The organism is Pseudomonas sp. Irchel 3F3, assembly GCF_900187545.1.
Lineage (GTDB): Bacteria > Pseudomonadota > Gammaproteobacteria > Pseudomonadales > Pseudomonadaceae > Aquipseudomonas > Aquipseudomonas fortuita.
The window spans coordinates 128,757-153,224 of sequence record NZ_FYDS01000006.1; the positions used below are offsets into that span (position 1 = coordinate 128,757).

22 protein-coding genes are annotated in these 24,468 nt (G+C 61.5%); 1 reads left to right on the forward strand and 21 read right to left on the reverse strand.

Annotation, left to right across the window (positions count from 1 at the left end; translation table 11 throughout):
- Window positions 1-174: 174 nt before the first annotated feature.
- The 14 genes from CKW35_RS14265 to CKW35_RS14330 all read right to left on the reverse strand — a co-directional run bounded on the left by CKW35_RS14265 (window position 175) and on the right by CKW35_RS14330 (window position 14,835).
- A complete protein-coding gene (locus CKW35_RS14265; protein WP_016489708.1) occupies window positions 175-960 on the reverse strand; it encodes a MetQ/NlpA family ABC transporter substrate-binding protein in 786 nt (261 codons plus the stop codon).
- 175 nt (window positions 961-1,135) lie between these two features.
- Window positions 1,136-1,966 (reverse strand): sigma 54-interacting transcriptional regulator, encoded by an 831-nt coding sequence (locus tag CKW35_RS14270; RefSeq protein ID WP_016489709.1) that lies wholly within the window; start codon window positions 1,964-1,966, stop codon window positions 1,136-1,138.
- A gap of 64 nt (window positions 1,967-2,030) precedes the next feature.
- Entirely contained in the window at window positions 2,031-2,612 is a 582-nt protein-coding gene (locus CKW35_RS14275; RefSeq protein WP_016489710.1) for an alpha/beta hydrolase, read from the reverse strand.
- A 296-nt stretch (window positions 2,613-2,908) separates the two neighbouring features.
- Window positions 2,909-3,310: a biopolymer transporter ExbD gene (locus tag CKW35_RS14280; protein ID WP_016489711.1), complete on the reverse strand. Its 402-nt coding sequence runs from the start codon at window positions 3,308-3,310 to the stop codon at window positions 2,909-2,911.
- Window position 3,311: 1 nt separating this feature from the next.
- Window positions 3,312-4,031, reverse strand: a complete 720-nt coding sequence (locus CKW35_RS14285; protein ID WP_016489712.1) for a MotA/TolQ/ExbB proton channel family protein — start codon at window positions 4,029-4,031, stop codon at window positions 3,312-3,314.
- A 30-nt stretch (window positions 4,032-4,061) separates the two neighbouring features.
- The gene (locus tag CKW35_RS14290) at window positions 4,062-4,862 is read right to left on the reverse strand and encodes an energy transducer TonB (RefSeq protein WP_012274721.1); all 801 of its coding nucleotides are present in this window, start codon (window positions 4,860-4,862) and stop codon (window positions 4,062-4,064) included.
- A 383-nt stretch (window positions 4,863-5,245) separates the two neighbouring features.
- Entirely contained in the window at window positions 5,246-6,235 is a 990-nt protein-coding gene (locus CKW35_RS14295) for a sulfate/molybdate ABC transporter ATP-binding protein (RefSeq protein ID WP_016489713.1), read from the reverse strand.
- A 3-nt stretch (window positions 6,236-6,238) separates the two neighbouring features.
- The gene (cysW, locus tag CKW35_RS14300; protein WP_016489714.1) at window positions 6,239-7,111 is read right to left on the reverse strand and encodes a sulfate ABC transporter permease subunit CysW; all 873 of its coding nucleotides are present in this window, start codon (window positions 7,109-7,111) and stop codon (window positions 6,239-6,241) included.
- Window positions 7,112-7,122: 11 nt separating this feature from the next.
- Window positions 7,123-7,941, reverse strand: coding sequence for a sulfate ABC transporter permease subunit CysT (gene cysT / locus CKW35_RS14305; protein WP_012274724.1), 819 nt, complete (start codon window positions 7,939-7,941; stop codon window positions 7,123-7,125).
- A 203-nt stretch (window positions 7,942-8,144) separates the two neighbouring features.
- Window positions 8,145-9,152, reverse strand: coding sequence for a sulfate ABC transporter substrate-binding protein (locus tag CKW35_RS14310; RefSeq protein ID WP_016489715.1), 1,008 nt, complete (start codon window positions 9,150-9,152; stop codon window positions 8,145-8,147).
- A 48-nt stretch (window positions 9,153-9,200) separates the two neighbouring features.
- Window positions 9,201-9,383 carry a sulfur starvation response protein OscA gene (gene oscA / locus CKW35_RS14315; RefSeq protein WP_016489716.1) on the reverse strand — a complete coding sequence of 61 codons (183 nt, stop codon included), beginning with the start codon at window positions 9,381-9,383 and terminating at the stop codon, window positions 9,201-9,203.
- A gap of 249 nt (window positions 9,384-9,632) precedes the next feature.
- The gene (locus CKW35_RS14320) at window positions 9,633-12,686 is read right to left on the reverse strand and encodes an efflux RND transporter permease subunit (protein ID WP_095116193.1); all 3,054 of its coding nucleotides are present in this window, start codon (window positions 12,684-12,686) and stop codon (window positions 9,633-9,635) included.
- Window positions 12,683-13,750 carry an efflux RND transporter periplasmic adaptor subunit gene (locus tag CKW35_RS14325; RefSeq protein ID WP_070086383.1) on the reverse strand — a complete coding sequence of 356 codons (1,068 nt, stop codon included), beginning with the start codon at window positions 13,748-13,750 and terminating at the stop codon, window positions 12,683-12,685. Before CKW35_RS14325 ends, CKW35_RS14320 begins: the two co-directional genes overlap by 4 nt.
- A complete protein-coding gene (locus CKW35_RS14330) occupies window positions 13,747-14,835 on the reverse strand; it encodes an efflux RND transporter periplasmic adaptor subunit (protein WP_016489719.1) in 1,089 nt (362 codons plus the stop codon). Before CKW35_RS14330 ends, CKW35_RS14325 begins: the two co-directional genes overlap by 4 nt.
- A 297-nt stretch (window positions 14,836-15,132) precedes the next feature.
- Between CKW35_RS14330 and CKW35_RS14340 the strand changes: the two genes are divergently transcribed.
- Window positions 15,133-15,588, forward strand: coding sequence for a transposase (locus tag CKW35_RS14340; RefSeq protein ID WP_023047984.1), 456 nt, complete (start codon window positions 15,133-15,135; stop codon window positions 15,586-15,588).
- Between the two features lie 64 nt (window positions 15,589-15,652).
- Here the strand turns inward: CKW35_RS14340 and CKW35_RS14345 are convergent, their stop codons facing one another.
- The 7 genes from CKW35_RS14345 to CKW35_RS14375 form a co-directional block, all read right to left on the reverse strand.
- Window positions 15,653-16,546, reverse strand: a complete 894-nt coding sequence (locus CKW35_RS14345) for an ABC transporter permease subunit (protein ID WP_016489721.1) — start codon at window positions 16,544-16,546, stop codon at window positions 15,653-15,655.
- Window positions 16,543-17,463 (reverse strand): ABC transporter permease subunit, encoded by a 921-nt coding sequence (locus tag CKW35_RS14350; protein ID WP_016489722.1) that lies wholly within the window; start codon window positions 17,461-17,463, stop codon window positions 16,543-16,545. The genes CKW35_RS14345 and CKW35_RS14350 overlap by 4 nt, the downstream gene beginning before the upstream one ends.
- The gene (gene potA / locus CKW35_RS14355; RefSeq protein ID WP_016489723.1) at window positions 17,460-18,602 is read right to left on the reverse strand and encodes a polyamine ABC transporter ATP-binding protein; all 1,143 of its coding nucleotides are present in this window, start codon (window positions 18,600-18,602) and stop codon (window positions 17,460-17,462) included. Before potA ends, CKW35_RS14350 begins: the two co-directional genes overlap by 4 nt.
- Before the next feature lie 59 nt (window positions 18,603-18,661).
- Window positions 18,662-19,756 carry a polyamine ABC transporter substrate-binding protein gene (locus CKW35_RS14360; RefSeq protein WP_016489724.1) on the reverse strand — a complete coding sequence of 365 codons (1,095 nt, stop codon included), beginning with the start codon at window positions 19,754-19,756 and terminating at the stop codon, window positions 18,662-18,664.
- Window positions 19,757-19,914: 158 nt separating this feature from the next.
- Complete coding sequence (locus tag CKW35_RS14365; protein ID WP_016489725.1) at window positions 19,915-21,012, reverse strand: polyamine ABC transporter substrate-binding protein; 1,098 nt, start codon at window positions 21,010-21,012, stop codon at window positions 19,915-19,917.
- A 169-nt stretch (window positions 21,013-21,181) separates the two neighbouring features.
- Complete coding sequence (locus CKW35_RS14370) at window positions 21,182-22,543, reverse strand: aspartate aminotransferase family protein (protein ID WP_016489726.1); 1,362 nt, start codon at window positions 22,541-22,543, stop codon at window positions 21,182-21,184.
- Between the two features lie 48 nt (window positions 22,544-22,591).
- Window positions 22,592-23,950, reverse strand: coding sequence for a glutamine synthetase family protein (locus CKW35_RS14375; protein ID WP_016489727.1), 1,359 nt, complete (start codon window positions 23,948-23,950; stop codon window positions 22,592-22,594).
- Between the last annotated feature and the right edge of the window lie 518 nt (window positions 23,951-24,468).

Below are 24,468 nucleotides of genomic sequence, written 5' to 3' on the forward strand. Positions count from 1 at the left end.
CTGCTTTGCAGCCCAATCGCGACGCAAGGCCGCTCCCACAATGGCCCGCGTACGCCGAACCCATGTGGGAGCGGCCTTGCGTCGCGATTGGGCCGCAAAGCGGCCCAAGATACAGAAACAAAAACGCCGACACAGGGGTGTCGGCGTTGGGTTATGCAGGGTATCGCAAGCGAATCAGAACGCCGGCAGCACAGCCCCCTGATACTTCTTGGCAATGAATTCCTTCACTTCCGGGCTGGTCAGGGCCTTGGCCAGTTTCTGGATGGCTTCGCTGTCCTTGTTGTCCGGGCGGGCAACCAGGAAGTTCACGTATGGCGAGTCAGCGCCTTCGATCACCAGCGCATCCTTGGCCGGGTTCAGGCCGGCTTCCAGCGCGTAGTTGGTGTTGATCATGTCCAGGTCGACCTGGTCCAGCACACGCGGCAGCATGGCCGACTCAAGCTCGCGGAACTTCAGCTTTTTCGGGTTTTCGGCAATGTCCTTGGGGGTGGCCAGGGCATTCTTCGGGTCTTTCAGGGTGATCAGGCCAGCCTTCTGCAGCAGGATCAGGGCGCGGCCGCTGTTGCTGCCTTCGTTAGGGATGGCCACAGTAGCGCCTTCCTTCAGCTCAGACAGGTTCTTGATCTTCTTCGAGTAGCCACCGAAGGGTTCGACGTGTACGCCGATCACCGTTTCCAGGTGCGTGCCCTTACCTTCGTTGAAGCTCTTCAGGTAAGGCAGGGTCTGGAAGTAGTTGGCGTCAAGGCGCTTCTGGTCCACCTGCACGTTCGGCTGCACGTAGTCGGTGAAGACCTTGATTTCCAGGTCCACGCCTTCCTTGGCCAGAGCAGGCTTGATCAGCTCAAGAATCTCGGCGTGGGGTACCGGGGTAGCGGCAACCACCAGTTTCTCGGCGGCGGCGGCCAGGCCTGAGAACGACAGGGCAGCGGCCAGGGCGGTGGTCAGCAGGGTCTTCTTCATGGTGGTCCTTGTTCTGAATCTGGGCCATCGGCGATGGCGAATCGGGTGCCCAACCGGTTCACCAGCGGGCGTGAGGCGGACAATACCTAGATTTTTTATTCCGTAACAATATCTTTTATTTAGCTGCTTATTCCAAAAACAAAATGCCACCAGCCACTTTGCTTGTGAGCGATGTCTAGCCCGCGGTGTTGGGCAAGTCGAGGTCCTCAGGCTGGATCTCCGCGCCGTCATTCACCAGCAAGGCAAAGTGAATGACGTTCTCCAGTTCGCGGGTATTGCCAGGCCAGAAATGCGCTTCCAGCACCTGCTGCGCAGCCTCGCTTACCAATGGCACAGGCCGCTGCAGACGCGCGCTGTAGATGCCCACAAAATACTCGGCCAGCGGCAGGATATCGCCCGGCCGCTCGCGCAGTGGCGGCAGTTCCAGCGCACCCTCGCGCAGGTACTGGTACAGGCGCTCGTTGAAACGCCCGGCACGTACCACGCGCGCCAGGTCGATGCTGGTGGCGGCGACCAGGCGCACATCCACCGGCTGTGGCTGCTGTGCGCCCACCCGGGTGACCTCGCGGTTTTCCAGGGCCGCCAGCAGCTTGCCCTGGATGGCCAGCGGCAAGTCGGCAATCTCATCCAGGTACAGCGTGCCGCCGTTGGCCGAACCGAACCAGCCGGCGCGGCTGCTGGCCGTACCGCCATGGCTGCCGGCGCTATAGCCGAACAGCTCGGCATCGGCGTAAGTGGGGCTGATGGCCGCACAGTTGACCGACACGAATAGCCCTCCACGGTCGCTGGCACGATGGATCTGCCGGGCCAGCAGTTCCTTGCCGGTGCCGGTTTCGCCCCGGATCAGCACGGGCAAGGGTTGCGGTGCCAGACGCTCAAGGTCTTCACGCAACTGCTGCGAACGCGGGTCGATGAACACCAAGGCCTTGGCACGGATGCTCAGCGGGCTTTTGTCCAGCTCAGGGAAGGTCAGCAGTGGCTGGCCAAACGGGTGTTGAAGCGTCATGACGAACTCCCGCCCCAGGCCTGCAATGGCCGGGCGTCAGGTAAACGGTAAACAGCAAGGGGTGTCAGGCGCGACGCAGTGCGCGCTGCTCAACCCGGCTCTGCAAGCGATACAAGTAGGCGAAGCCTTGTTCCCAGCGCTCATGCCCGGACTTGACGTTGATGTGCCCGGCATTGCTCAGCAACCCCGCTTCGGCGCCCCATGCCTGGGCCAGGTACAGCGCCCGCGGCACGCTCACGGCCGGATCGTTGTCCGAGCTGACTACCTGGCTGGGAAACGGCAGCGCTTCGCCAGGGATCGGCGCAAAGTTACGCAGGGCTGGCGCGCAGGTGGGGCGCTCGACGTCTGCCGGCGCCACCAGCAGTGCACCACGCACCCTGCGCAGCAAGGCCGGGCTGGCCTGCGCGGCCCAATGGGCGACAGTGATGCAGCCAAGGCTGTGGGCAATCAGGATCACCGGCGCACGCTCGGCGGCAACCGCCTGCTCCAGCGCCCGCACCCAGTCCTGACGTTGCGGGGTGAGCCAGTCGTGCTGCTCGACCCGCGCACTGTTGGGCAGGGTACGCTGCCAGTGACTCTGCCAATGGTTGTCTGGCGATCCTTGCCAGCCCGGCACAATCAGGTAACGAATAGACTCATTGCGCATGGGGACGCCTCCAGTAAGTTTGCGTGCTTGGAGACAAGTATAGGGAGGGAGTTATATTCGTAAAGGAATAAGAAGCTATTTATTAATAACTATATGTAATTTATGCCGATAGCCCTATCGCCGGCAAGCCAGCTCTCACAGGGACTGCACAAAGCCTGAGGGCAGCACAATACCTGGGGGCGCTGGCTTGCCGGCGACAGGGCCCTCACAGGCAAAAAAAAAGGGCCTACCCCTGCCAAGAGATATGGCCCCAACGCACTTGCGTGAGTCACTTGCCTGAAGAAGTTTTGCTGCCATCAGCGCGCGGTGATCACCGCCAGTTTGCTGATCCCCGCACGTTCGATGGCTGCCATGGCCCGCGCCACTTCGCCGTAGTTCACGCCGTCATCGGCCTGCAGTTGCACGCGAACGTTCGCGTCCTTGTCCTTGGCGGCCTTGAGGTTGGTTTCCAGCAGGTCGGGCTGGATCTGGTCCTTGTTGATGAACAGCTTGCCCTCGCCGTCGATGCTGACCACCAGTGGGTCCTTCTGCTCCACCGGGGCAACGGCCTCGGTCTTGGGCAAGTTGATGGGGATGGCATTGGTCAGCAGCGGCGCGGTGACGATGAACACCACCAGCAACACCAGCATGACGTCTACCAAGGGCGTGACGTTGATTTCACTGAGGACTTCGTCGCTGTCCTGGGTCGAAAAGGCCATATCAGGACGCCTCCTTTACCGGCTGGGTGAAACCAGCCTGGGGTTTTTGCACAGCGGGGTGCACCAGCACGCGGAAGGCACTCTTCTGCGCCAGGCTGTAGAAGTCGTGGGCGAAGTCATCCAGGTCGGCGGCGGTCAGCTTGAGGCGACGCAGGAAGTAGTTGTACACCAGCACCGCAGGCACCGCGACGGCGATGCCCACACCGGTAGCCACCAGTGCCGCACCGATGGGCCCGGCGACGGTTTCCAGGCTGGCGGAGCCGGCCGCACTGATGCCCTTGAGCGCTTCCATGATGCCCCACACGGTGCCGAACAGGCCGATGAAGGGCGAGGTGCTGCCGATACTCGCGACCACCGCCAGGCCGGTTTCCAGCGAGCGGCGCTCACGCACGATCTGCTGGCGCAAGGCGCGCTCCAGACGGTCCTGGTGGTTGATGGCGTGGCTCAGGTCGTTGGCCTGGGTATCGCCAACGGCAATCGCGGCGTAGCCGGACTGGGCAACGCGGGCAGCCGGCCCGGGCAGCTCATGGCTGAGTTCAGCGGCCGAGTCCAGGCTGGAGGCAGCCCAGAACTGCTTGTGAAAGCGCTTGTCCTGGTTTTTAAGCCGCACGAACTGCGCAACCTTGACCAGGGCGAGGCCCCATGTGACGACAGAAAAACCGACCAGCAGCCAGATGACTGCGCTTTCAACGGATTCGAGAGGGGATGCCAGCAGGCTCATGATGATGTCTTCCTGTGTTCTGCGAAATAGTTAGCGAAGCTTGAAATCGATCGGCACGCTGACCCAGCCGGTCTGGGCCACATCGCCCTGCTTGGCGGGTACGAAGCTCCAGCGCTTGACCGCGGCCAGCGCGGCAGCGTCGAGGGCGTCACGGCCACTGCTTTTCTGTACCTGGATCTGCCCGGGCTTGCCGCTGGGCAGCACCTCTACGCGCAACAGCACGGTGCCTTCCCAACCACGGCGCTGGGCCATTTGCGGGTATTCCGGTGCCGGGTTCTTCAGGTACGCGGCGTTGGCCGATGCCGGGGTTATCGGGGCCGGCGCGGGTGGCGCAGGCGCAGGCGGTGCGGGGGCGGCCACCGGCGCTGGCGGTGGTGCCTCGACCGGCTTGGGCTGTGGCTTGGGCGCTTGCTTGACCACAGGCTTAGGCACGGGCTTTGGCTTGGGTTTGGGCTTGGCGGCCAGTTCGTCGACTACCGGTGGTGGCGGTGGTGGCTCGACCACGGGCGGCGCGGGCGCTGGCGGCGGAGGCTCGACCACAGGCGGTGCAGGCGCAGCAAATTCGATAGTCATGGGCGGCACCTGTGGCGGCACCACCGGCAGTTCGGGGGTTGGCGCCTGGCTGACCCAGTACGCTGCGGCGCCATGCAGGGCCAGCACCAGCAGGCCCAACACCAGCTTGTCGCGGCGCTTGAGACCGCTGACGGGCGTGCGTTGCAGGCGCAGCTGGCCAAGCGGGAGGCGAAGCGTGCGTCCAAGCTCGACCAGGTCACCCGGGGCCGGGCGCCATGGCTGGTCGTAGGCCCTGACGGCCGACTGGACATTACCCATTGATCAAACTCCTGGGGTCTCGATTCAGGTGTGTGGCTGAATCATCGGGGCCAGAGGCTTATCTCTTAAAGTAATGTTTAAAATTATGGTTAGAACTGAATTGAATATTGTTTTTGAGGGGGTCCGTGAAAGCCACGGATTGCGTAGGCTGCGGCTTTCATGGCTAAAGGCTATGCATTGGGGGCATGCAAAATATTCGCGTAAGGCATGAGATTGCCGCGAGGGCTGCGCCCTCGATCGCGACGCAAGGCCGCTCCCACAGGAAATTGCAGTTCCCTGTGGGAGCGGCCTTGTGTCGCGATGGGCTGCGGAGCAGCCCCGGCAATCCGACAGGCATAAAAAAGCCCGAGACCAAGCCCGGGCTTCTCATCATCAAGGGCAGATCAGATATCCGCCACCTTCTGCCAAACCTTCGGCCGGAAGAACAACGTCTCTCCCCGCGCCAACCCGGTCAGGCTGTCATGGTCCTTGACCACCTCGGCCTCGATCAGCTCGCTCTGCCCTTCCACCTTCAACGTTACCCGCGTGGTAGCGCCCAACGGCCGGATATCCCGCACCTCGGCAGCATGGTGCCCTTCGGTCTCATGCCGTGACAACGACACCTCATGCGGGCGGAACAGCACATGGTGCCCTTCGCTCAGCGCCAGGCGGTTGGAGTCGCCCAGGAAGTGGTAGACAAAATCGTTGGCCGGCTGCTCGTACACCTCGCCCGGCGAGCCGATCTGCTCGATCACGCCCTTGTTCATGACCACGATGCGGTCAGCCACTTCCATGGCCTCTTCCTGGTCGTGGGTGACGAACACCGACGTCAGGTTGATGTCCTCGTGCAGCCGCGCCAGCCAACGCCGCAGCTCCTTGCGCACCTTGGCGTCCAGCGCACCGAACGGCTCGTCCAGCAGCAGCACCTTGGGCTCCACTGCCAAGGCGCGGGCCAGGGCAATACGCTGACGCTGGCCGCCAGACAACTGCTCCGGGTAGCGGTCGGACAACCAGTCCAGCTGCACCATGTTCAGCAACTCGTGCACTTTCTCGGCGATCTTGCTCTCGCTCGGGCGCTCGCCCTTGGGCTTCATGCGCAGGCCGAAGGCGACGTTGTCGAACACGCTCATGTGGCGGAACAGCGCGTAGTGCTGAAACACGAAACCGACGTTGCGGTCACGCACGTCGTGGCCGGACACATCCTCGCCATGGAACACGATGTTGCCTTGGTCCGGGGTTTCCAGGCCGGCAATGATGCGCAGCAGGGTGGTCTTGCCACAGCCGGACGGGCCAAGCAGCGCCACCAGCTCGCCGCTGTTGATGTCCAGGTTGATGTTGTTCAGGGCCTGGAAGCTGTTGAAGCGCTTGCTGACATTACGAACTTCGATCGACATGAATCATTCCTCCGCGGCGCTGTGGCGCAGGCGGTTAATACGGTTCTCGCTCCACTGCTTGAGCAGCAGGATGAAGAGCGCCAGGATCAGCAACAGGCTGGCCACGCTGAAGGCCGCGACGTGGTTGTACTCGTTGTAGAGGATCTCCACATGCAGCGGCAAGGTATTGGTCACGCCACGAATGTGGCCCGACACCACCGACACCGCGCCAAACTCGCCCATGGCCCGTGCAGTACATAGCACCACGCCATAGATCAGGCCCCATTTGATGTTGGGCAAGGTCACGTGCCAGAACATCTGCCAGCCATTGGCGCCCAGCAGGCGCGCAGCCTCCTCTTCTTGCGTGCCCTGTTCTTGCATCAGCGGGATCAGCTCACGGGCCACAAACGGCACGGTGACGAAGATGGTCGCCAGGACGATGCCCGGCAGGGCGAAGACGATCTGGATGTCATGGTCCTGCAGCCAAGGCCCGAACAGGCCCTGCGCGCCGAACATCAGCACGTAGACCAGGCCGGCGATTACCGGCGATACCGAGAACGGCAGGTCGATCAGGGTGACCAGGATACTTTTGCCACGGAACGTGTACTTGCTGACGCACCAGGCGGCGCTGACACCGAACACCAGGTTCAACGGTACCGAAATGGCTACAGCGAGCAGGGTCAGCCTCAGCGCCGACAAGGCGTCAGGCTCGAAGATCGCCTCGAAGAAGGTGCCAAAACCGTTCTTCAGCGCCTGCGACACCACGATCACCAGCGGCAGCAGCAGGAACAGGGCGAACACCAGCCAGCCAAGGCCGATAAGAATGCGCCGCGACGTAGCACTGCCACGGCGGGCGGCGTTGGCGGCGGCGCTTGCACTCAGGGATGAACTGGACATGCCGGCCTCCTTCAAGGGGTTTCGATGCGGCGCTGCAGCAGGTTGATCAGCAGCAGCAGGATGAAGGAAACCACCAGCATCAGCACGCCGATGGCGGTCGCGCCGGTGTAGTCGTACTGGTCGAGCTTGACCATGATCAGCAGCGGCAGGATCTCGGTCTTCATCGGCATGTTGCCGGCAATGAAGATCACCGAACCATACTCGCCCACACCGCGGGCGAAGGCCAGGGCAAAGCCGGTGAGCCAGGCCGGCAGCAGCGCTGGCGCCAGTATATGGCGGAACACCTGCAGCGGTTTGGCCCCCAGGCAGGCAGCGGCCTCTTCCACTTCACGCGGGATGTCGGCCAGCACCGGCTGCACCGTGCGCACCACGAACGGCAAGGTGACGAAGGTCAGCGCCAGGGTGATGCCCAACGGGGTGTAGGCAATCTTGAAGCCAAGGTCGGTCGCAAACTGGCCAACCCAGCCCGCAGGCGCGTACAGGGCGGTCAGGGCGATACCGGCAACGGCGGTGGGCAGGGCGAACGGCAGGTCGATCATCGCGTCGATGATCTTGCGCCCCGGGAAGGTGTAGCGCACCAGCACCCAGGCCAGCAGGGTGCCGATCACCCCGTTGATGATGGCGGCGAACAGGGCGGTGCCGAAACTCAGCTTGAGTGCGGCGATCACCCGCGGCGCACTGATGATGTTCCAGAACTGCTCCCAGGTCAGCTGCGAGGCATGAATGAACATGGCGGCCAGCGGTATCAGCACGATCAGGCTGAGGTACACCAAGGTGTAGCCCAGCGTCAGCCCGAAGCCGGGTATGACGGGGGAAATACGACGTGACATAAGTATCCCTGGTTGAACGCACTAAGCCCGGAATCAACCCCGGGCCGGTGCAAGCTTTTGAATCCTGGGGCTGCGTTGCAGCCCATTCGCGGCACAAGGCCGCTTCCACAGGGATCGCGGTTCCACAGGGGATCGCGGCTCTTTGTGGGAGCGGCCTTGTGCCGCGAATGGGCCGCAAGGCGGCCCCCGCTTTTCCTTGGCGTTTACTGTGCCTGATAGATCTGGTCGAACACACCGCCATCATTGAAGAATTTGGGTTGTGCAGTTTTCCAGCCACCGAAGTCCTTGTCGATGGTTACCAGGTCCAGTTTCGGGAATTGCTTGCCGAACTCGGCAGCGACCTTCTCGTCACGCGGGCGATAGAAGTTTTCGGCGGCAATCTTCTGGCCGGCCGGGCTGTACAGGTGCTTGAGGTATTCGGTGGCAATTTCGGTATTGCCCTTCTTCTCGGCGTTCTTGTCCACCACCGCCACTGGCGGCTCGGCCAGGATCGACAGCGAAGGTACGACGATGTCGAACTTGTCGGCGCCACCGTCTTCCTTCAGCGCCAGGAACGCTTCGTTTTCCCAGGCCAGCAACACGTCGCCCTGGCCGTTGTTGACGAAGGTGATGGTCGAGCCACGGGCGCCGGTATCCAGCACCGGTACGTGCTTGAACAGCTCCTGCACGTAGGCCTTGGCCTTGTCTTCGCTACCACCGGTCTTCAGGCCATAGGCCCAGGCGGCCAGGAAGTTCCAGCGCGCACCGCCGGAAGTCTTCGGGTTGGGGGTGATGACCGAAACGTCCTTCTTGATCAGGTCGCCCCAGTCCTTGATACCTTTCGGGTTGCCCTTGCGCACCAGGAACACGATGGTCGAGGTGTACGGGGTGCTGGCGTCCGGCAGACGGGTCTGCCAGTTGTCCGGCAGGGTCTTGCCAAGCTTGGCAACTTCGTCGATGTCGCCGGCCAGGGCCAGGGTCACCACGTCGGCGCGCAAGCCGTCGATCACCGCACGGGCCTGCTTGCCCGAGCCGCCATGGGATTGCTGGATCTTCACCTTGTCGCCCGGGTGGGCCTGCTGCCAGTGCTTGATGAACTCGGCGTTGTACTGCTGATACAGCTCGCGGGTCGGGTCGTAGGACACGTTCAGCAGTTCGTAGTCCTTGGCGATGGCGGAACCGGCAAAAACAGCACTGGCCAGGGCGGCGAGCGCATAACGGCGGATGGACATGGTGAAGCTCCCGATTGGCATTTTTCTAATTTTGGATGTAGGGCGTGCTCAGCCGGACTTGTTGCCGGGCTGTTGCAGGCGGAACTTCTCCTTGCGCTCGATCTGTACGACCTGAGCGTTGTGCACAGTGATCTCCACCGCACCAAACCGCAGGTCGCGCAAAGCGCTCTGGATTTCACGCAGAATGGTGGCTTCGTCCTGACCGTCGATGCTACGCAGAGATGCACTCATGCTCGTTCTCCTTGGAGTGAGGGTGCCGGGCAGAGGTTTGAAGGGGATTTGCGCCTGGCTTGAGGGCAATAGTAGTGAGGCGGAGTTATTCTTAAAAATACTGTTTAAGAATGTTTATATAACCAAATCAAAATCGCGATTCTGCAGCCGACGCAAAGCCCTGTGGGAGCGGGTTCACCCGCGAATGCGAGGGTGGAGCTACCGTCGCATTCGCGGGTGAACCCGCTCCCACAGGGTCCGTACAAGGCTTCAGTTTTGTTTCTGCGGCTCGCGAATCTTGTACCAGGCCACATACAGCGCCGGCAGGAACAGCAGCGTCAGCAGCGTTGCCACGATGATCCCGCCAATCATGGCGTAGGCCATCGGCCCCCAGAACACCTCGCGGGCGATCGGGATCATGCCCAGGCTCGCCGCCGCCGCAGTCAGCAGGATCGGCCGCCGACGATGGTTGGTGGCTTCCACTACCGCATCCCAAGGCGAGAAGCCCTGGGCTTCGAACTCGTCGATCTGGGTCACCAGAATCACCGAGTTACGAATGATGATGCCCGCCAGCGCCAGGATGCCGAGGATCGCCACGAAGCCCATCGGGGTACCGGTGGGCACCAGCGCCAGCACTACACCGATCAACCCCAGCGGCGCCACGCTGACCACCAGGAACAGCTTCTGCACGCTGTGCAGCTGGATCATCAGGAAGGTCGCCATCAGGAACAGCATCAGCGGAATGACCTTGGCGATCGGGCCCTGGGCCTTGCTGCTCTCCTCCACCGTACCGCCAGTGGCCACTTCGTAACCGACCGGCAGCTGGCTGGCGAACTCATCGATCTTCGGCTTGAGCTGTGCCACCAGGTCGGTGGGCTGGATCTCGCCAGTGACCGAAGCCTTGAGGGTGATGGTCGGCTTGCGATCCCGGCGCCACACCAGCGGCTGCTCCAGCTCGTAGCGCACGGTAGCGAATGACAGCAGCGGGATCGAAGTACCATTGGGGGTGAGAATCTGCAGGTTCTGCAGGGTATCGGGCGAGCCGCGCTCACTGTCTTCGGCCCGCGCGACCACGTCCACCAGGTAGATGTTGTCGTTGACCTGGGTGATCTGCACGCCACTGACGATGCTGTTCATCACATTGGCCACGTCTTCCGACGACAGCCCCAGCTGGCGTGCCTTGTCCTGGGCGATTTCCACCCGCAGCACCTTACCCGGCTCGTTCCAGTCGTAGATCATCTCGCCGATGTGCTTGTTCTGGTCAAGCAAGGTGGCCAGTTCGATCGCGTGCTTGCGCACCTGATCGATATCAGGACCACTGACCCGGTACTGGATCGGCCGCCCTACAGGCGGGCCCATTTCCAGCGACTGCACATTGGAGCCAATGCCGACGAACTCTTCATGCAGGATCTTCTGCAAACGCTCCATCATGCCCTGGCGCTCTTCGAAGCCTTTGCTGACAATCACCAGCTGCGCGTAGTAAGGGTTCTGCAACTGCTGGTCGAGGGGCAGGTAGAAGCGGACCGCACCCTGACCAATGTAAGTGCTCCAGTGCACCAGGTCCGGGTCGTCCTTGATCCGCGCCTCGAAGCGGTCGACCACCTTGCGCGTTTCCTCGATCGAGGCGTTCTGTGGCAGGTTGAGGTCGACGAGAATTTCCGGGCGGTCCGAGGACGGGAAGAACTGGTTCTGCACGAAGCGCATGCAAAAGAGCGCCAGCGCGAACAGCACCACGGTACCGATGATGGTCAACCAGCGGTTGCGCATGCACCACAGCAACCCGCCTTCAAATGCCCGCCCGACACGGCCAGGCTCAGCCTCATGGGCCTTGACCTTGTCGCTCTTGAGAATATGCACCCCTAGCACCGGCGCAAAGAACACTGCCACCACCCAAGACACGATCAGGGCCACGGCGATGACCGCGAACAGGGTGAAGGTGTATTCACCCGCGGAGCTGGCGTTCAGGCCGATAGGCACAAAACCCGCCACGGTCACCAAGGTGCCGGTCAGCATGGGAAAGGCTGTGGAGGTGTAGGCGAATGTCGCCGCCTGCTCCTTGCTTTCGCCCATTTCCAGCCGCGTGACCATCACCTCCACGGTAATCATCGCATCGTCCACCAGCAGGCCAAGCGCAATGATCAACGCCCCCAGCGATATCCGCTGCATGGTGATGCCGCTGTACTCCATGAACACGAACACCATGGCCAGCACCAGCGGGATCGAACAGGCCACCACCAGGCCCGCACGCACGCCGAGGCTGACAAAACTGACGGCCAACACAATCACCACTGCCTCGAACAGCGCACTGGTAAAGCCGCCGACCGCTTGCTTGACCACCACGGACTGGTCCGACACGGTGTGTACGCCGACACCTATCGGTAAGTCCTGGACCACTTTGTCCATGCGCTTTTTCAGCGCCTCACCGAACACCTGGATATTGCCACCGGCCTTCATGCCGATGGCCAGGCCCAACGCCGTCTGGCCGTTGTAGCGGAACATCGGTGAAGGCGGGTCGACGTATCCGCGCTCGATGTCGGCGATGTCGGCCAGGCGGAAGAAGCGGTCGTTGATCCTCAGGTTGACGGTTTGCAGGTCCTTTTCCGAGGCAAACTGGCCGGAGGTACGCACCGAAATACGTTCCGGGCCGGCCTCGATGACGCCAGCCGGGGTCACCGCGTTCTGCGATTGCAGGGCCTGCATCACCTGGCGCTGGTCAATGCCCAGGGCGGCCAGCTTGCGGGTGGAGAAGTTCAGGTACAGCATTTCGTCCTGAGTGCCGACCAGCTCGATCTTGCCGATGTTGGGCACATCGCGCACCTCGGCCCGGGCCTGTTCCACGTAGTCACGCAGTTGTCGCAAGGTCAGGCCGTCGGCGGTAAAGGCGTAGATCGAGCCGAATACATCACCGAATTCGTCGTTGAAACCCGGGCCCTGGATACCCGCCGGGAATTCGCCACGAATGTCCTGGATCTTCTTGCGCACCTGGTACCAGATATCCGGAATGTCCTTGGCCTTGGTGGTGTCGCGCAGGTAGACGTAGACCGTGGATTCACCGGGGCGGGTGTAGCTCTTCGTGTAGTCGAGCGAGTCGAGTTCTTCGAGCTTTTTCTCGATGCGGTCGGTGACCTGGTACAGGGTTTCGTCCTGGGTCGCACCGGGCCAGCGGGTCTGGATGACCATGGTCTTGATGGTGAATGACGGGTCTTCCTCGCGCCCGAGGTTGAAGTACGAAAAAATCCCCATCAGCAGGCCAACGAACATCAGATACCACACGAATGACTGGTGCTTGAGCGCCCATTCGGAGAGGTTGAAGCTTCCTTTCATTGCGCATCCTCGTCGAAGGTGACCTTCTGGCCAGGCTTGAGGCTGTTCACACCCGCGGTAACCACGCGCTCGCCGGGCTGCACGCCTGACGTCAGCACGATGCTGTCGGCGGTACGCTCGATCAGCTCCACGTCACGGGTTGCCACGGTCTTCTGCTGCGTATCGATCACCCACACCTGGGTCTTGCCGTCACGCTCCAGCAACGCGCTCAAGGGCAGCTCGCTACGAGGCGTCACTTCAGAACTCAGGGTCACGCTGATGGCAGTGCCCAGGTGGAACGCCGCTGGCGTGCCGGCCAGCGTCAGGCGGGCGCGGCGGGTACGGGTGGTGGCGTCGGCCTGGGGTTCCAGTTCGCGCAGGCTGGCCGTGGTGCTGATGGTCGGGTCGAGTTGCGAGGCAACGGTGAAGGTCAGGCCTTTGCTCAACTGCTCAGCCAGCCCGATCGGCAGGTCGATTACCGCTTCTTTCACATCCGGTCGGGCCAAGGTCACCACCGCTTGGCCGGCCGTAACGGTTTGCCCGGCTTCGGCCTGCCATGCGGTGATCACGGCGGCGTGGTCGGTGCGCAAGGTGCTGTAGTCGAGCTGGTCGCGAGCCTGGCTGAGCGCAGAGCGCGCCTGCTCCAGCGCCGCACTGGTGGTTTTCAGGTTGGTCTGGGCGATATCCAGCTGGGCCTGGGCACCAACGCCACGGTCATACAGCTGTTGCTGGCGACGGGCATCGGCCTGGGCGTTGATCCACTGCGCCTGCACCTTGGCCAGGTCGCCTTCGGCGGCGCGCAGCTGGTTCTGCTGGTCGGTGGGGTCGAGGGTGGCCAAGGTGTCGCCGGGCTTCACCTGGGCGCCCACATCCAGCCAGCGCCGGGCAATGCGCCCGGAAACCCGGAAGCCCAGGGTGCTTTCGAAACGCGCCTGGATACTGCCGGCGAAGCGGCCCAGTTGCGCCTGTACCTGGGGTTCGACCTTGACCGACAGCACCGGCCGAACCGGCTCGGGGGCCTCTTCCTCGCTACTGCAGCCAGCCAGCAATACGCCGGCCGACAGCATCAGCAGCAGGCGCTTCATAGCTCACCCCCTTGGGCCTTGGCGTCGACCTTTTGCACCTGCATGCCGGGGTGCAGCAGCTGCCCACCCGTGACCACCACGGTTTCACCACCCTTCAGGCCACTGGCGACCACAATCTTGCCGGTGAGGTAACGGCTGACTTCGACTTTGCGCAATTCCACCTTGTCGCCCTCGCCCACCACCCACACGGCGGGGTCATGCAGGGCCTTGGTCAGTGCCGACCACGGCAGCTCGATGCTGGGCCGGCCCTGAGCATTGGTGGTGGCGGTCACGGGTGCGCCCAGTTGCATACCTGCTGGTACGTCCTTCAGGCCTACCTTGACCTGCACCGTGCCGCTTTGCGCAGACACCGTGGGCGTGATCTCGCGCACGAAGCCATGCGCCTGGACCTTGGGGTCGTCCAGCAGGCTGACGATCACCCCCGCATCGCTGGGCGGCGCTACCAGCAGTGATTCGTAGACGTTGAACACTGCATCGCGGTCGCCGTCAGTGGCCAGGCTGAAGATTGGCATGGTCGCCTGCACCACCTGGCCAACCTCGGCCTGGCGCTCGGTGATGACCCCGGCGGCCTCGGAGACCAGTGCGGTATAGCTGAGTTGTTCGTTGGCGTTAGCCAGTTGCGCCTGGGCGGCCTTGAGCGCGCTCTGGTTACTGCGCAGCGCGGCTTCGGCGGAATCGTACTCGCTCTGGCTGGTGTAGCCCTTGGGCAACAGTTTTTGCTGGCGCACAAAGGCCGCGCTGGTCTGGGTAACCCGCGCCTGCGCGGCAAACACCTCGGCCTTAGCCGAGTTGACGTTGTTCTGCAGGTCTTTCGGGTCCAGCCGGGCCAGCACCTGGTTGGCCTTCACGTGATCGCCCACGTCCACGCTGCGCGAAATGATCTTGCCGCCAACCCGGAATGACAGGTCGGTCTGCACCCGCGCCTGTACGTCGCCGGTCAGGGTAACCCGGGCAGCGAAGTCGGTGGGCTGGACCTGCTGCACACCAACCCGAGGCAGCGTCTCGGGGACCTCTTCCTTGCTACAGCCAGTGAGCATGTAAAGCAGCCCCAGGCAGACGACCGACAACGGACGTATCAACGCCATGCTGGCTCCTTGCTTGTGCACAAATGATTTGTGGAATGCGACTGTGAGCGTAGTTCAGGGTTCGATAAACATCACTGACGCGGATCAGTTCGGCATTTTCACAGCCTGTGCCGGCCTCTTCGCGGGTGAACCCGCTCCCACAGAGATCGTGCATAGGCTGAATCCTGTGCAGTACCTGTGGGAGCGGGTTCACCCGCGAAAGGGCCGGTCCTGCCATATCCAGAAATCATCTGCTTCCCTGGGGGTGCAACACAGCCACTACCTTGGGATGTTGATCTCTATTCAAGGAAGAACCTGATGCCCAGGGCCCAATCCCATCTGCTTCGTCGTGGTCGCTATTCAGAACTTGGCAGGCTGTATCTGCTGACCACTGTTACCCATCAGCGCAAGCCGCTATTCGATGACTTCCACCATGCCCGGTTAGTCATTCACCAATTGCGGCAAGCCGATCAAGAGCACGCCTGCCGCTCACTGGCGTGGGTGCTGATGCCAGACCATCTGCATTGGCTGATCGAGCTGAAAGGAACAACACTGGCTACCCTGATGCGCAGGTTCAAGTCCCGCTCCAGTCTCGCATTACATCAGGCAGGGGTTAAGCATGACCCGGTATGGCAGCCTGGGTATCAGGACCGGTCATTGAGAAGGGAGGAAAGCATGGTGCATGTAGCCCGGTACATTGTTGCCAATCCATTGAGGGCTGGATTGGTCAGAAGTGTCCGGGAATATCCACACTGGGATGCAGTATGGCTTTGATTCGATGCTGGAGCCTTCGCGGCGGTTCGGCGCGAAAGGGCCGAACCGCCGCGAAAGGGCCGGGTCAGGCCGACGCAGCCACCTGTGTCGGGCGCTTGACCTGCGGCTGCGAAGCGTTGGCCGCAGCGCCTTCCTCGATCGCCTGCTGAATCGCCTTGCGACGACGCTCTTCGCTGCGGCGGCTGAAGTACCAGACAAAGAAGGTCACCAGCGACACCGACAGCAGGATCAGGCTGGCCACGGCGTTGATCTCCGGCTTCACGCCCAGGCGCACTGCCGAGAACACCTCCATCGGCAAGGTGGTCGAGCCCGGGCCGGACACGAAGCTGGCCAGCACCAGGTCGTCCAGCGACAGCGCGAACGACATCATGCCGCCTGCTGCCAGCGATGGCGCGATCATCGGGATGGTGATCAGGAAGAACACCTTCCACGGCTTGGCACCCAGGTCCATCGCCGCTTCTTCGATCGACAGGTCCAGCTCACGCAGGCGTGCCGACACCACTACCGCCACATACGCTGCACAGAACGTGGTGTGGGCAATCCAGATGGTGACGATGCCGCGCTCCTGGGGCCAGCCGATCATCTGCGCCATGGCCACAAACAGCAGCAACAGCGACAGACCGGTGATCACTTCAGGCATTACCAGCGGCGCAGTGACCAGGCCACCGAACAGCGTGCGGCCCTTGAAGCGGGTGACCCGGGTCAGCACAAAGGCCGCCAGGGTACCCAGCGCCACCGCTGCCACCGCCGTGTAGCAGGCGATTTCCAGCGAGCGCATCACCGAACCCATCAGCTGGGTGTTGTCGAGCAGGCCGACGTACCACTTGATCGACCAGCCCCCCCACACCGTCACCAGCTTGGAGGCGTTGAACGAGTAGATCACCAGGATCAGCATCGGCAGGTAGATGAACAGCAAGCCAAGCACCAGCATCAGCTTGGAGAAACTGAAGCGTTTCATGCGCGGCCCTCCATTTCTTTGGCCTGGCTGCGGTTGAACAGCAGGATCGGCACGATCAGGATCGCCAGCATCACTACCGCCAGCGCAGAAGCTACCGGCCAGTCACGGTTGTTGAAGAACTCTTGCCACAGCACCTTGCCGATCATCAGGGTTTCCGGGCCGCCGAGCAGTTCTGGGATCACGAACTCGCCCACCACCGGGATGAACACCAGCATGCAGCCGGCGATGATGCCGTTCTTCGACAGCGGAACGGTAATCTTCCAGAAGCTGTTGAAAGTGCTCGAGCCCAGGTCGGATGCAGCCTCGAGCAGGCTCGGGTCATGCTTCACCAGGTTGGCGAACAGCGGCAGGATCATGAACGGCAGGTACGAATAGACCACGCCGATGTACACCGCCAGGTTGGTGTTGAGGATCTGCAGCGGCTGGTCGATCAACCCGGTCCACATCAGGAAGCCGTTGAGCAGGCCGTTGTTGCTCAGGATACCCATCCAGGCATAGACGCGGATCAGGATCGCGGTCCATGTCGGCATCATGATCAACAGCAGCAGGACGGTCTGGGTTTCCTTCTTGGCGTTGGCAATGGCGTAGGCCATCGGGAAGCCGATCAGCAGGCACAGCAGGGTGCTGAAGAAAGCCATCTTCAACGAGCCCAGGTAAGCCGAGAGGTACAGCTCATCCTCGGTCAACAAGCCATAGTTGGCCAGGTTGAGCACCAACTGGATCTTGTCTTCGACGTAGCTGTAGATCTCGGTATACGGCGGGATCGCCACGTCGGCTTCGGCGAAGCTGATCTTCAGCACGATGAAGAACGGCAGCATGAAGAACAGGAACAGCCAGATGAACGGCACGCCGATCACCACGTGCCGCCCCCGCGGGGTGAGGCGCTGGAAGGCTCGCTTGAGCTTGCGCAATTTCATGACCGCAGTACCACGCCGCTGTCGTCTTCCCACCACACGTACACTTCATCGCCCCAGGTCGGGCGGGTACCCTGGCGCTCGGCGTTGGCGACGAACGACTGCACAACCTTGCCGCTCGGCAACTCCACGTAGAACACCGAGTGGCCACCCAGGTAGGCGATGTCATGCACCTTGCCGCGCGACCAGTTGTGCTCGAAATCCGGCTGCTTGGTGGTTACCAGCAGCTTTTCCGGGCGCAAGGCGTAGGTGATGTGCTTGTCTTCCACCGAAGTAGTGATGCCATGGCCCACGTAGATCTTGCGCTCAAGCTCCGGGCTGGCAATGATCGCGTAGCCTTCGGCATCATCGACCACATCACCTTCGAAGAGGTTGACGTTACCGATGAACTCGCACACCAGGCGGCTGGTCGGCGTTTCGTAAATGTCCACGGGCGAGCCGATCTGGGCAATCCAGCCCAGGTGCATGATGGCAATGCGCTGGGCCATGGTCATGGCCTCTTCCTGGTCGTGGGTCACCATCACGCAGGTCACGCCCACCCGCTCGATGATCTCCACCAGTTCCAGCTGCATCTGCGAACGCAGTTTCTTGTCCAGCGCCCCCATCGGCTCGTCGAGCAGCAGCAGCTTGGGGCGCTTGGCCAGCGAGCGGGCCAGGGCCACACGCTGACGCTGGCCACCGGATAACTGGTGCGGCTTGCGCTTGGCGTACTGGGTCATGTGCACCAGCTTGAGCATCTCCTCCACGCGGGCATCGATCTCGGCCTTGGGCATCTTGTCCTGCTGCAGGCCAAAGGCGATGTTCTGCGCCACGGTCATGTGCGGGAACAGTGCATAAGACTGGAACATCATGTTGATCGGCCGCTCGTAGGGCGGCATGTCGGTGATGTCGACGCCATCGAGGAAGATTCGCCCTTCGGTCGGGCGCTCGAAGCCGGCCAGCATGCGCAGCAAGGTCGATTTGCCAGAACCGGAGCCACCCAGCAGGGCAAAGATCTCGCCTTTGCGGATTTCCAGCGACACATCGTCTACGGCGATGGTTTCGTCGAATTTTTTCGTGACCCGGTCGATCTTGACCAGCACCTGCTTGGGTTGCTGGCCACCCTCGAGGGCTTTCTTATAGGCACCGGAGGCAACTGCCATGAGTGAAACTCCCAACAAGATTTGTGTGCCCGCCCCTGCTTTGCGGCGGGCCTGGATTGTTACTTGCCCGACTTGACCTTGGTCCAGCTGCGGGTCATCAAACGTTGCACCTTGGGTGGCAACTCACTGTTGACGAACATCTTGTCCAGCACTTCCTGCGGTGGGTATACCGCGGCGTCAGTCCTCACGGCCTGGTCCATCAGGTCGCCAGCCTTGGGGTTCGGGTTGGCGTAACCGACGTAATCACTGACCTGGGCGATAACCTCAGGTTTCAGCAAATAGTTGATGAAGGCGTGGGCCTCTTTGACGTTCTTGGCATCCTTGGGGATCGCCAGCACGTCGAACCAGAGGTTGCCGCCTTCCTTGGGAATGGCATAGGCCAGGTTCACACCCTTCTTCGCTTCTTCAGCGCGGGCCTTGGCCTGGAACACATCTCCGGAGAAGCCTGCCGCGACGCAGATGTCGCCGTTGGCCAGGTCGGTGATGTACTTGGACGAGTGGAAGTAGGTCACGTACGGGCGCACGGCCAGCAGCTTCTGCTCCGCTTTTGCATAATCCTTGGGGTCGGTGCTGTTGGGGTTGAGCCCCATGTAGTTGAGTACCGCCGGCAGCATTTCGTCCGCCGAGTCGAGGAAGGCCACGCCGCACTTGGAGAGCTTCTTCATGTTCTCGGGTTCGAACAGCACGGCCCAGGAGTCGATGGTGTCCACGCCCAGCGCGGCCTTCACCTTGTCGACGTTGTAACCGATGCCGTTGGTGCCCCACAGGTAAGGCACGGCGTACTGGTTGCCCGGGTCGTTCTTTTCCAGGCGCTTCATCAACCCAGGGTCCAGGTTGGAATAATTGGGCAGCAGGTTCTTGTCGAGCTTCTGGAACGCGCCCGCCTTGATCTGCTTGCCGAGGAAATGGTTGGACGGCACCACCACGTCATAGCCGGTATTACCGGCCAGCAGCTTGCCTTCCAGAGTTTCGTTGGAATCGAACACGTCCTGCACGGGCTTGATGCCCGTTGCTTTCTCGAAGTCCGCGAGTGTGGTCGGGCCGATATAGTCGGACCAGTTGTAGAAGTGCACCGTAGGCGCCGCTTGGACGCTGCATGCCAGCGTCAGGCCCGCACCAGCCATCAAGGCCTTGCGGTATACAGAAATAGACAAGTGGGTGCTCCTCACAATCAGTGCCTGGGTCGCGACAATGCTGCCGCACACGCAAAACCGGCGCGCAACTTACCTTCGCAGCTTCGATGCCGCAATCAACAATTGCCTTTCACTGGCTCTGGGCCGGTAAAGCCCGGCCCAGAGGTGTCGCATAGGGCTTATTTGCCCGATTTGATCTTGGTCCAGCTGCGGGTGATTACACGCTGCACAGAAGCGTCAGGCGCAGCGATCGCGTACAGCTGCTTCTTCACTTCGGCAGGCGGGTAGATGCTCGGGTCACCGCTGATGTCTTTGTTCACGAGCGCAGTGGCAGCCTGGTTGCCGTTCGGGAAGCGCACGGCGTTGGTGATCTCGGCCATGATTTCCGGCTGCATCAGGAAGTCCATGAACTGATAGGCGGCGTCTTTATGCTCGGCATCTTTGGGGATGGCGACCATGTCATAGAAGGTACCGGCGCCTTCTTTCGGAATGACGTAGTCCACTTTCACCTTGTCGCCAGCTTCGTGGGCGCGGGCCTTGGACTGCTCCAGGTCACCCGAGTAACCGACCGCCACGCAGATGTTGCCGTTGGCCATGTCGCCGATGTACTTGGACGAGTGGAAGTAGGTGATCGAAGGACGAATCTTGAGGAACAGGTCCTCGGCGGCCTTCAGGTCTTCTTTTTTGGTGCTGTTGCTCGGCAGGCCCAGGTAGTGCAGCGCGGCCGGGATCATTTCGGTCGGTGCATCGAGGAAGCTCACACCGCAGCTTTTGAGCTTGGCGATGTTCTCAGGCTTGAACACCACGTCCCACGAGTCGATCTTGTCCACGCCCAGCGCGGCCTTGACCTTCTCCGGGTTGTAGCCGATGCCGATCGAGCCCCACATGTACGGGAAGGCGTGCTTGTTGTCCTTGTCGCTGGCATCGCCAACGGCTTTGAGCAGGTCGGGGTCGAGGTTCTTCCAGTTCGGCAGCTTGGAACGGTCCAGCTCCTCGTAAACACCCGCCTTGATCTGCTTGGCCAGGAAGTTGTTGGACGGCACCACGATGTCGTAGCCCGACTTGCCTGCCAGCAGCTTGGCTTCGAGGGTTTCGTTGCTGTCGAAGACGTCGTACTTGACCTTGATACCGGTCTGCTTCTCGAACTTGGCGATGGTGTCCGGCGCGATGTAGTCCGACCAGTTGTAGACGTTCAACACCTTGTCTTCAGCCTGAACAGCGGAGGCCATGGCACCCATAAGGGCGGCGGCCAGCAACGTCTTGCCCATTTTCTTCATGCGTAATGCTCCAGAATTTTTGTTTAGCCTTCCGTTCAGCAGCCAGGACCCACGGTGCAGAGCGCGCGGCGACTGAAACAGTCGCTAGTCTGGCAAGTTACAAGGCCCTGTATCAAGGAAAGCAGGGCGTTGTAACGACTTAATGTCACATCGCTAGCCTAGCAGGTGCTCAGTTGATCGCCTGGAGCGTCAGGTCCAGGCATTTGCGCGCCTTTTCCACCAGCTCGTCGATCTCCGCATGGCTGATCACCAGCGGCGGCGCGATGATCATGGTGTCACCCACCGCGCGCATGATCAGGCCATTTTCGAAGCAGAAGTTACGGCAGATCATGCCCACACCCTTGCCCTCGTAACGGCTGCGGGTGGCCTTGTCCTTGACCAGCTCGATCGCGCCGAGCATGCCAAGGCCACGGACTTCACCCACCAGCGGGTGGTCCTGCAGCTCACGCAAACGCTTTTGCAAATACGGTGCCGCTTCAGTGCGCGCCTTCTCGACAATTTTCTCGTCGCGCAGGATGCGCAGGTTTTCCAGGCCCACCGCGGCCGCGACCGGATGACCCGAATAGGTGAAACCGTGGTTGAAGTCACCGCCTTCGCTGATGACCTTGGCCACTTTGTCACGCACGATCACACCGCCCATGGGGATGTAACCGGAGGTCAGGCCCTTGGCGATGGTCATAAGGTCGGGCTTGAGGTCGTAATAGTCAGAGCCGAACCATTCGCCGGTACGGCCGAAACCGCAGATGACTTCGTCGGCAACGAACAGGATGTCGTACTTGGCAAGAATCTCCTTCACCTTCGGCCAATAGGTTTCTGGCGGGATGATCACGCCGCCTGCGCCCTGGATAGGCTCGGCGATGAAGGCGGCGACGTTGTCTTCGCCCACTTCGAGGATTTTCTTCTCCAGCTGCTCGGCCGCCCAGACACCGAACGCATCCGGGGTCATGTCACCGCCTTCGCCGAACCAGTACGGCTGCGGGATGTGCACGATGCCCGGGATCGGCAGGCCGCCCTGCTCGTGCATGCCGCTCATGCCGCCCAGGCAAGCACCGGCGAAGGTGGAGCCGTGATAGCCGTTGATACGGCCGATGATGGTCTGCTTGTGCGGTTTGCCCTTCAGCGCCCAGTAGTGACGCACCATGCGCAGCACGGTGTCGTTGCCTTCTGAGCCGGAGCCGGTGAAGAACACATGGGTCATGCCTTCGGGCGCCACATCGGTGATCGCCTTGGCCAGTTCCAGCGCAGGCGGGTGAGCAGTCTGGAAGAACAGGTTGTAGTACGGCAGCTCGCGCATCTGCTTTTCTGCCGCCTGCACCAGCTCTTCACGGCCGTAGCCGACCGCCACGCACCACAGGCCCGCCATGCCGTCGAGGATCTTGTGCCCCTCGCTGTCCCACAAATGCACGCCCTGGGCCTTGGTGATAATGCGCGGCCCCTTCTCCTTCAGCTGCTTGTAGTCACTGAAAGGTGCGAGATGGTGCTCCCCGCTCAGGGTTTGCCATTCACGGGTTTGCGGGTTGTTGACGCTCATGTGCTTCTCCGTTGTTCGACAGCCGCGCTCCAGCGGCCCCAGGGTTTATCAGACAGCGAACAGCAGGAACTCACGCTCCCAGGAACTGATGACGCGTTTGAAGTTCTCGTGCTCGGCGCGCTTGGTGGCGACGTAGCCGGTAATGAATTTCTTGCCCAGGTACTGCACCAACGCACGGCTGTTTTCCATGCGCTCCAGGGCATCTTCGATGGTCAGCGGCAGGCGCAGGTTGCGGCGTTCGTAGCCACGGCCCTGCACCGGCGCGCTGGCCTCGATGCCTTCGACCATGCCGATGTAGCCACACAGCAGGCTGGCGGCAATGGCCAGGTAAGGGTTGGCGTCAGCGCCCGGCAGGCGGTTCTCGACCCGGCGGCTTTGCGGGCCGGCATCCGGTACGCGCAGGCCGACAGTGCGGTTTTCTTCGCCCCACTCCACGTTCACCGGCGCCGACGTGTCGGGCAGGAAGCGGCGGAACGAGTTGACGTTGGGGGCGAACAGCGGCAGCGCCTCGGGGATGAACTTCTGCAAGCCACCAATGTGGTTGAGGAACAGCTCGCTCATGCTGCCGTCTTCATTGCTGAAGATGTTCTTGCCAGTGGCCAGGTCGACCACGCTCTGGTGCAGGTGCATGGCACTGCCCGGCTCGCCGGTCATGGGCTTGGCCATGAAGGTGGCGGCCACGTTGTGCTTGAGTGCAGCCTCGCGCATGGTGCGCTTGAACACCAGGATCTGGTCGGCCAGGTGCAGGGCGTTGCCGTGACGGAAGTTGATTTCCATCTGCGCCGTGCCGTCTTCGTGAATCAGCGTGTCCAGGTCCAGCTGCTGCAGTTCGCACCAGTCGTACACGTCTTCGAACAGCGGGTCGAATTCGTTGGCGGCTTCGATCGAGAACGACTGGCGGCCGGTTTCCGGGCGGCCCGAACGGCCTACCGGGGGCTGCAACGGGAAGTCCGGGTCTTCGCTGCGCTTGGTCAGGTAGAACTCCATCTCGGGCGCGACAATCGGCTGCCAGCCCTTGTCGGCGTAGAGCTTGAGGACTTTCTTCAACACGTTGCGCGGCGACAGTTCGACCGGGTTGCCCTTCTTGTCGTAGGTGTCGTGGATCACCTGCGCTGTCGGCTCGATGGCCCACGGCACCAGGAACACGGCGTTCTCGTCGGGGCGGCAGATCATGTCGATGTCGGCCGGGTCGAGCAGTTCGTAATAGATGTCGTCGTCGACGTAGTCGCCAGTCACGGTCTGCAGCAGCACGCTCTCGGGCAGGCGCATGCCTTTTTCAGCGATGAATTTGTTGGTGGGCGAAATCTTGCCGCGCGTGATGCCGGTCAGGTCACTGATCATGCATTCGACTTCGGTGATCTTGTGCTCTTTCAACCAATCGGTGAGCTGGTCGAGGTTGTTACTCATAAATACCTCAGGAGGTAAGGTGGGCCGCACGTTGATTCTGGATGGAGTAGATTGCTAAAGCAAAAACCCCCGCGCAGCGCCGCAGTGGATACACTGAAAACAAGTGTGTCCATAATGAGTTGGAAGGGCAGGAAGACGAAGTGAAAGGCGGCAAGCCGCTTCGAGGCCAGGACCGTAGACGCCAAACGTCAATTATTGCGGCCAGGGCGACCACGCCATTGACGAAGCTTGCAAAAACGACAGAGGTACCCGTTGGCACTGCGCAGGCAGTGCTTTCAGGTCGCGGCAAGCGGACCATGTGACCCTCGTATTATTGTGTTCTGGGTTGTGACCGAGCTTAGCCTTGTTCATTTTTTTACACAACACCCGCGTAAAAAATAAAAGACGGCACGCTTGAGATACCCCTTTGCAGGTGAAATAGCGGATAATGGCACGCCCCGATTTGCAGCAAATCTGCCGTAGATGTGCCATTTCAGGGCATCATGGGGTTGGCTTGACATCAGTATGGCTTTTCGATT

Excerpts from the sequence above, each read along its gene's own strand:
- CKW35_RS14265 (WP_016489708.1), bottom strand. The coding sequence starts at position 960 with ATGAAGAAGACCCTGCTGACCACCGCCCTGGCCGCTGCCCTGTCGTTC.
- CKW35_RS14270 (WP_016489709.1), bottom strand. The coding sequence starts at position 1,966 with ATGACGCTTCAACACCCGTTTGGCCAGCCACTGCTGACCTTCCCTGAG.
- CKW35_RS14275 (WP_016489710.1), bottom strand. The coding sequence starts at position 2,612 with ATGCGCAATGAGTCTATTCGTTACCTGATTGTGCCGGGCTGGCAAGGA.
- CKW35_RS14280 (WP_016489711.1), bottom strand. The coding sequence starts at position 3,310 with ATGGCCTTTTCGACCCAGGACAGCGACGAAGTCCTCAGTGAAATCAAC.
- CKW35_RS14285 (WP_016489712.1), bottom strand. The coding sequence starts at position 4,031 with ATGAGCCTGCTGGCATCCCCTCTCGAATCCGTTGAAAGCGCAGTCATC.
- CKW35_RS14290 (WP_012274721.1), bottom strand. The coding sequence starts at position 4,862 with ATGGGTAATGTCCAGTCGGCCGTCAGGGCCTACGACCAGCCATGGCGC.
- CKW35_RS14295 (WP_016489713.1), bottom strand. The coding sequence starts at position 6,235 with ATGTCGATCGAAGTTCGTAATGTCAGCAAGCGCTTCAACAGCTTCCAG.
- cysW (WP_016489714.1), bottom strand. The coding sequence starts at position 7,111 with ATGTCCAGTTCATCCCTGAGTGCAAGCGCCGCCGCCAACGCCGCCCGC.
- cysT (WP_012274724.1), bottom strand. The coding sequence starts at position 7,941 with ATGTCACGTCGTATTTCCCCCGTCATACCCGGCTTCGGGCTGACGCTG.
- CKW35_RS14310 (WP_016489715.1), bottom strand. The coding sequence starts at position 9,152 with ATGTCCATCCGCCGTTATGCGCTCGCCGCCCTGGCCAGTGCTGTTTTT.
- oscA (WP_016489716.1), bottom strand. The coding sequence starts at position 9,383 with ATGAGTGCATCTCTGCGTAGCATCGACGGTCAGGACGAAGCCACCATT.
- CKW35_RS14320 (WP_095116193.1), bottom strand. The coding sequence starts at position 12,686 with ATGAAAGGAAGCTTCAACCTCTCCGAATGGGCGCTCAAGCACCAGTCA.
- CKW35_RS14325 (WP_070086383.1), bottom strand. The coding sequence starts at position 13,750 with ATGAAGCGCCTGCTGCTGATGCTGTCGGCCGGCGTATTGCTGGCTGGC.
- CKW35_RS14330 (WP_016489719.1), bottom strand. The coding sequence starts at position 14,835 with ATGGCGTTGATACGTCCGTTGTCGGTCGTCTGCCTGGGGCTGCTTTAC.
- CKW35_RS14340 (WP_023047984.1), top strand. The coding sequence starts at position 15,133 with ATGCCCAGGGCCCAATCCCATCTGCTTCGTCGTGGTCGCTATTCAGAA.
- CKW35_RS14345 (WP_016489721.1), bottom strand. The coding sequence starts at position 16,546 with ATGAAACGCTTCAGTTTCTCCAAGCTGATGCTGGTGCTTGGCTTGCTG.
- CKW35_RS14350 (WP_016489722.1), bottom strand. The coding sequence starts at position 17,463 with ATGAAATTGCGCAAGCTCAAGCGAGCCTTCCAGCGCCTCACCCCGCGG.
- potA (WP_016489723.1), bottom strand. The coding sequence starts at position 18,602 with ATGGCAGTTGCCTCCGGTGCCTATAAGAAAGCCCTCGAGGGTGGCCAG.
- CKW35_RS14365 (WP_016489725.1), bottom strand. The coding sequence starts at position 21,012 with ATGAAGAAAATGGGCAAGACGTTGCTGGCCGCCGCCCTTATGGGTGCC.
- CKW35_RS14370 (WP_016489726.1), bottom strand. The coding sequence starts at position 22,543 with ATGAGCGTCAACAACCCGCAAACCCGTGAATGGCAAACCCTGAGCGGG.
- CKW35_RS14375 (WP_016489727.1), bottom strand. The coding sequence starts at position 23,950 with ATGAGTAACAACCTCGACCAGCTCACCGATTGGTTGAAAGAGCACAAG.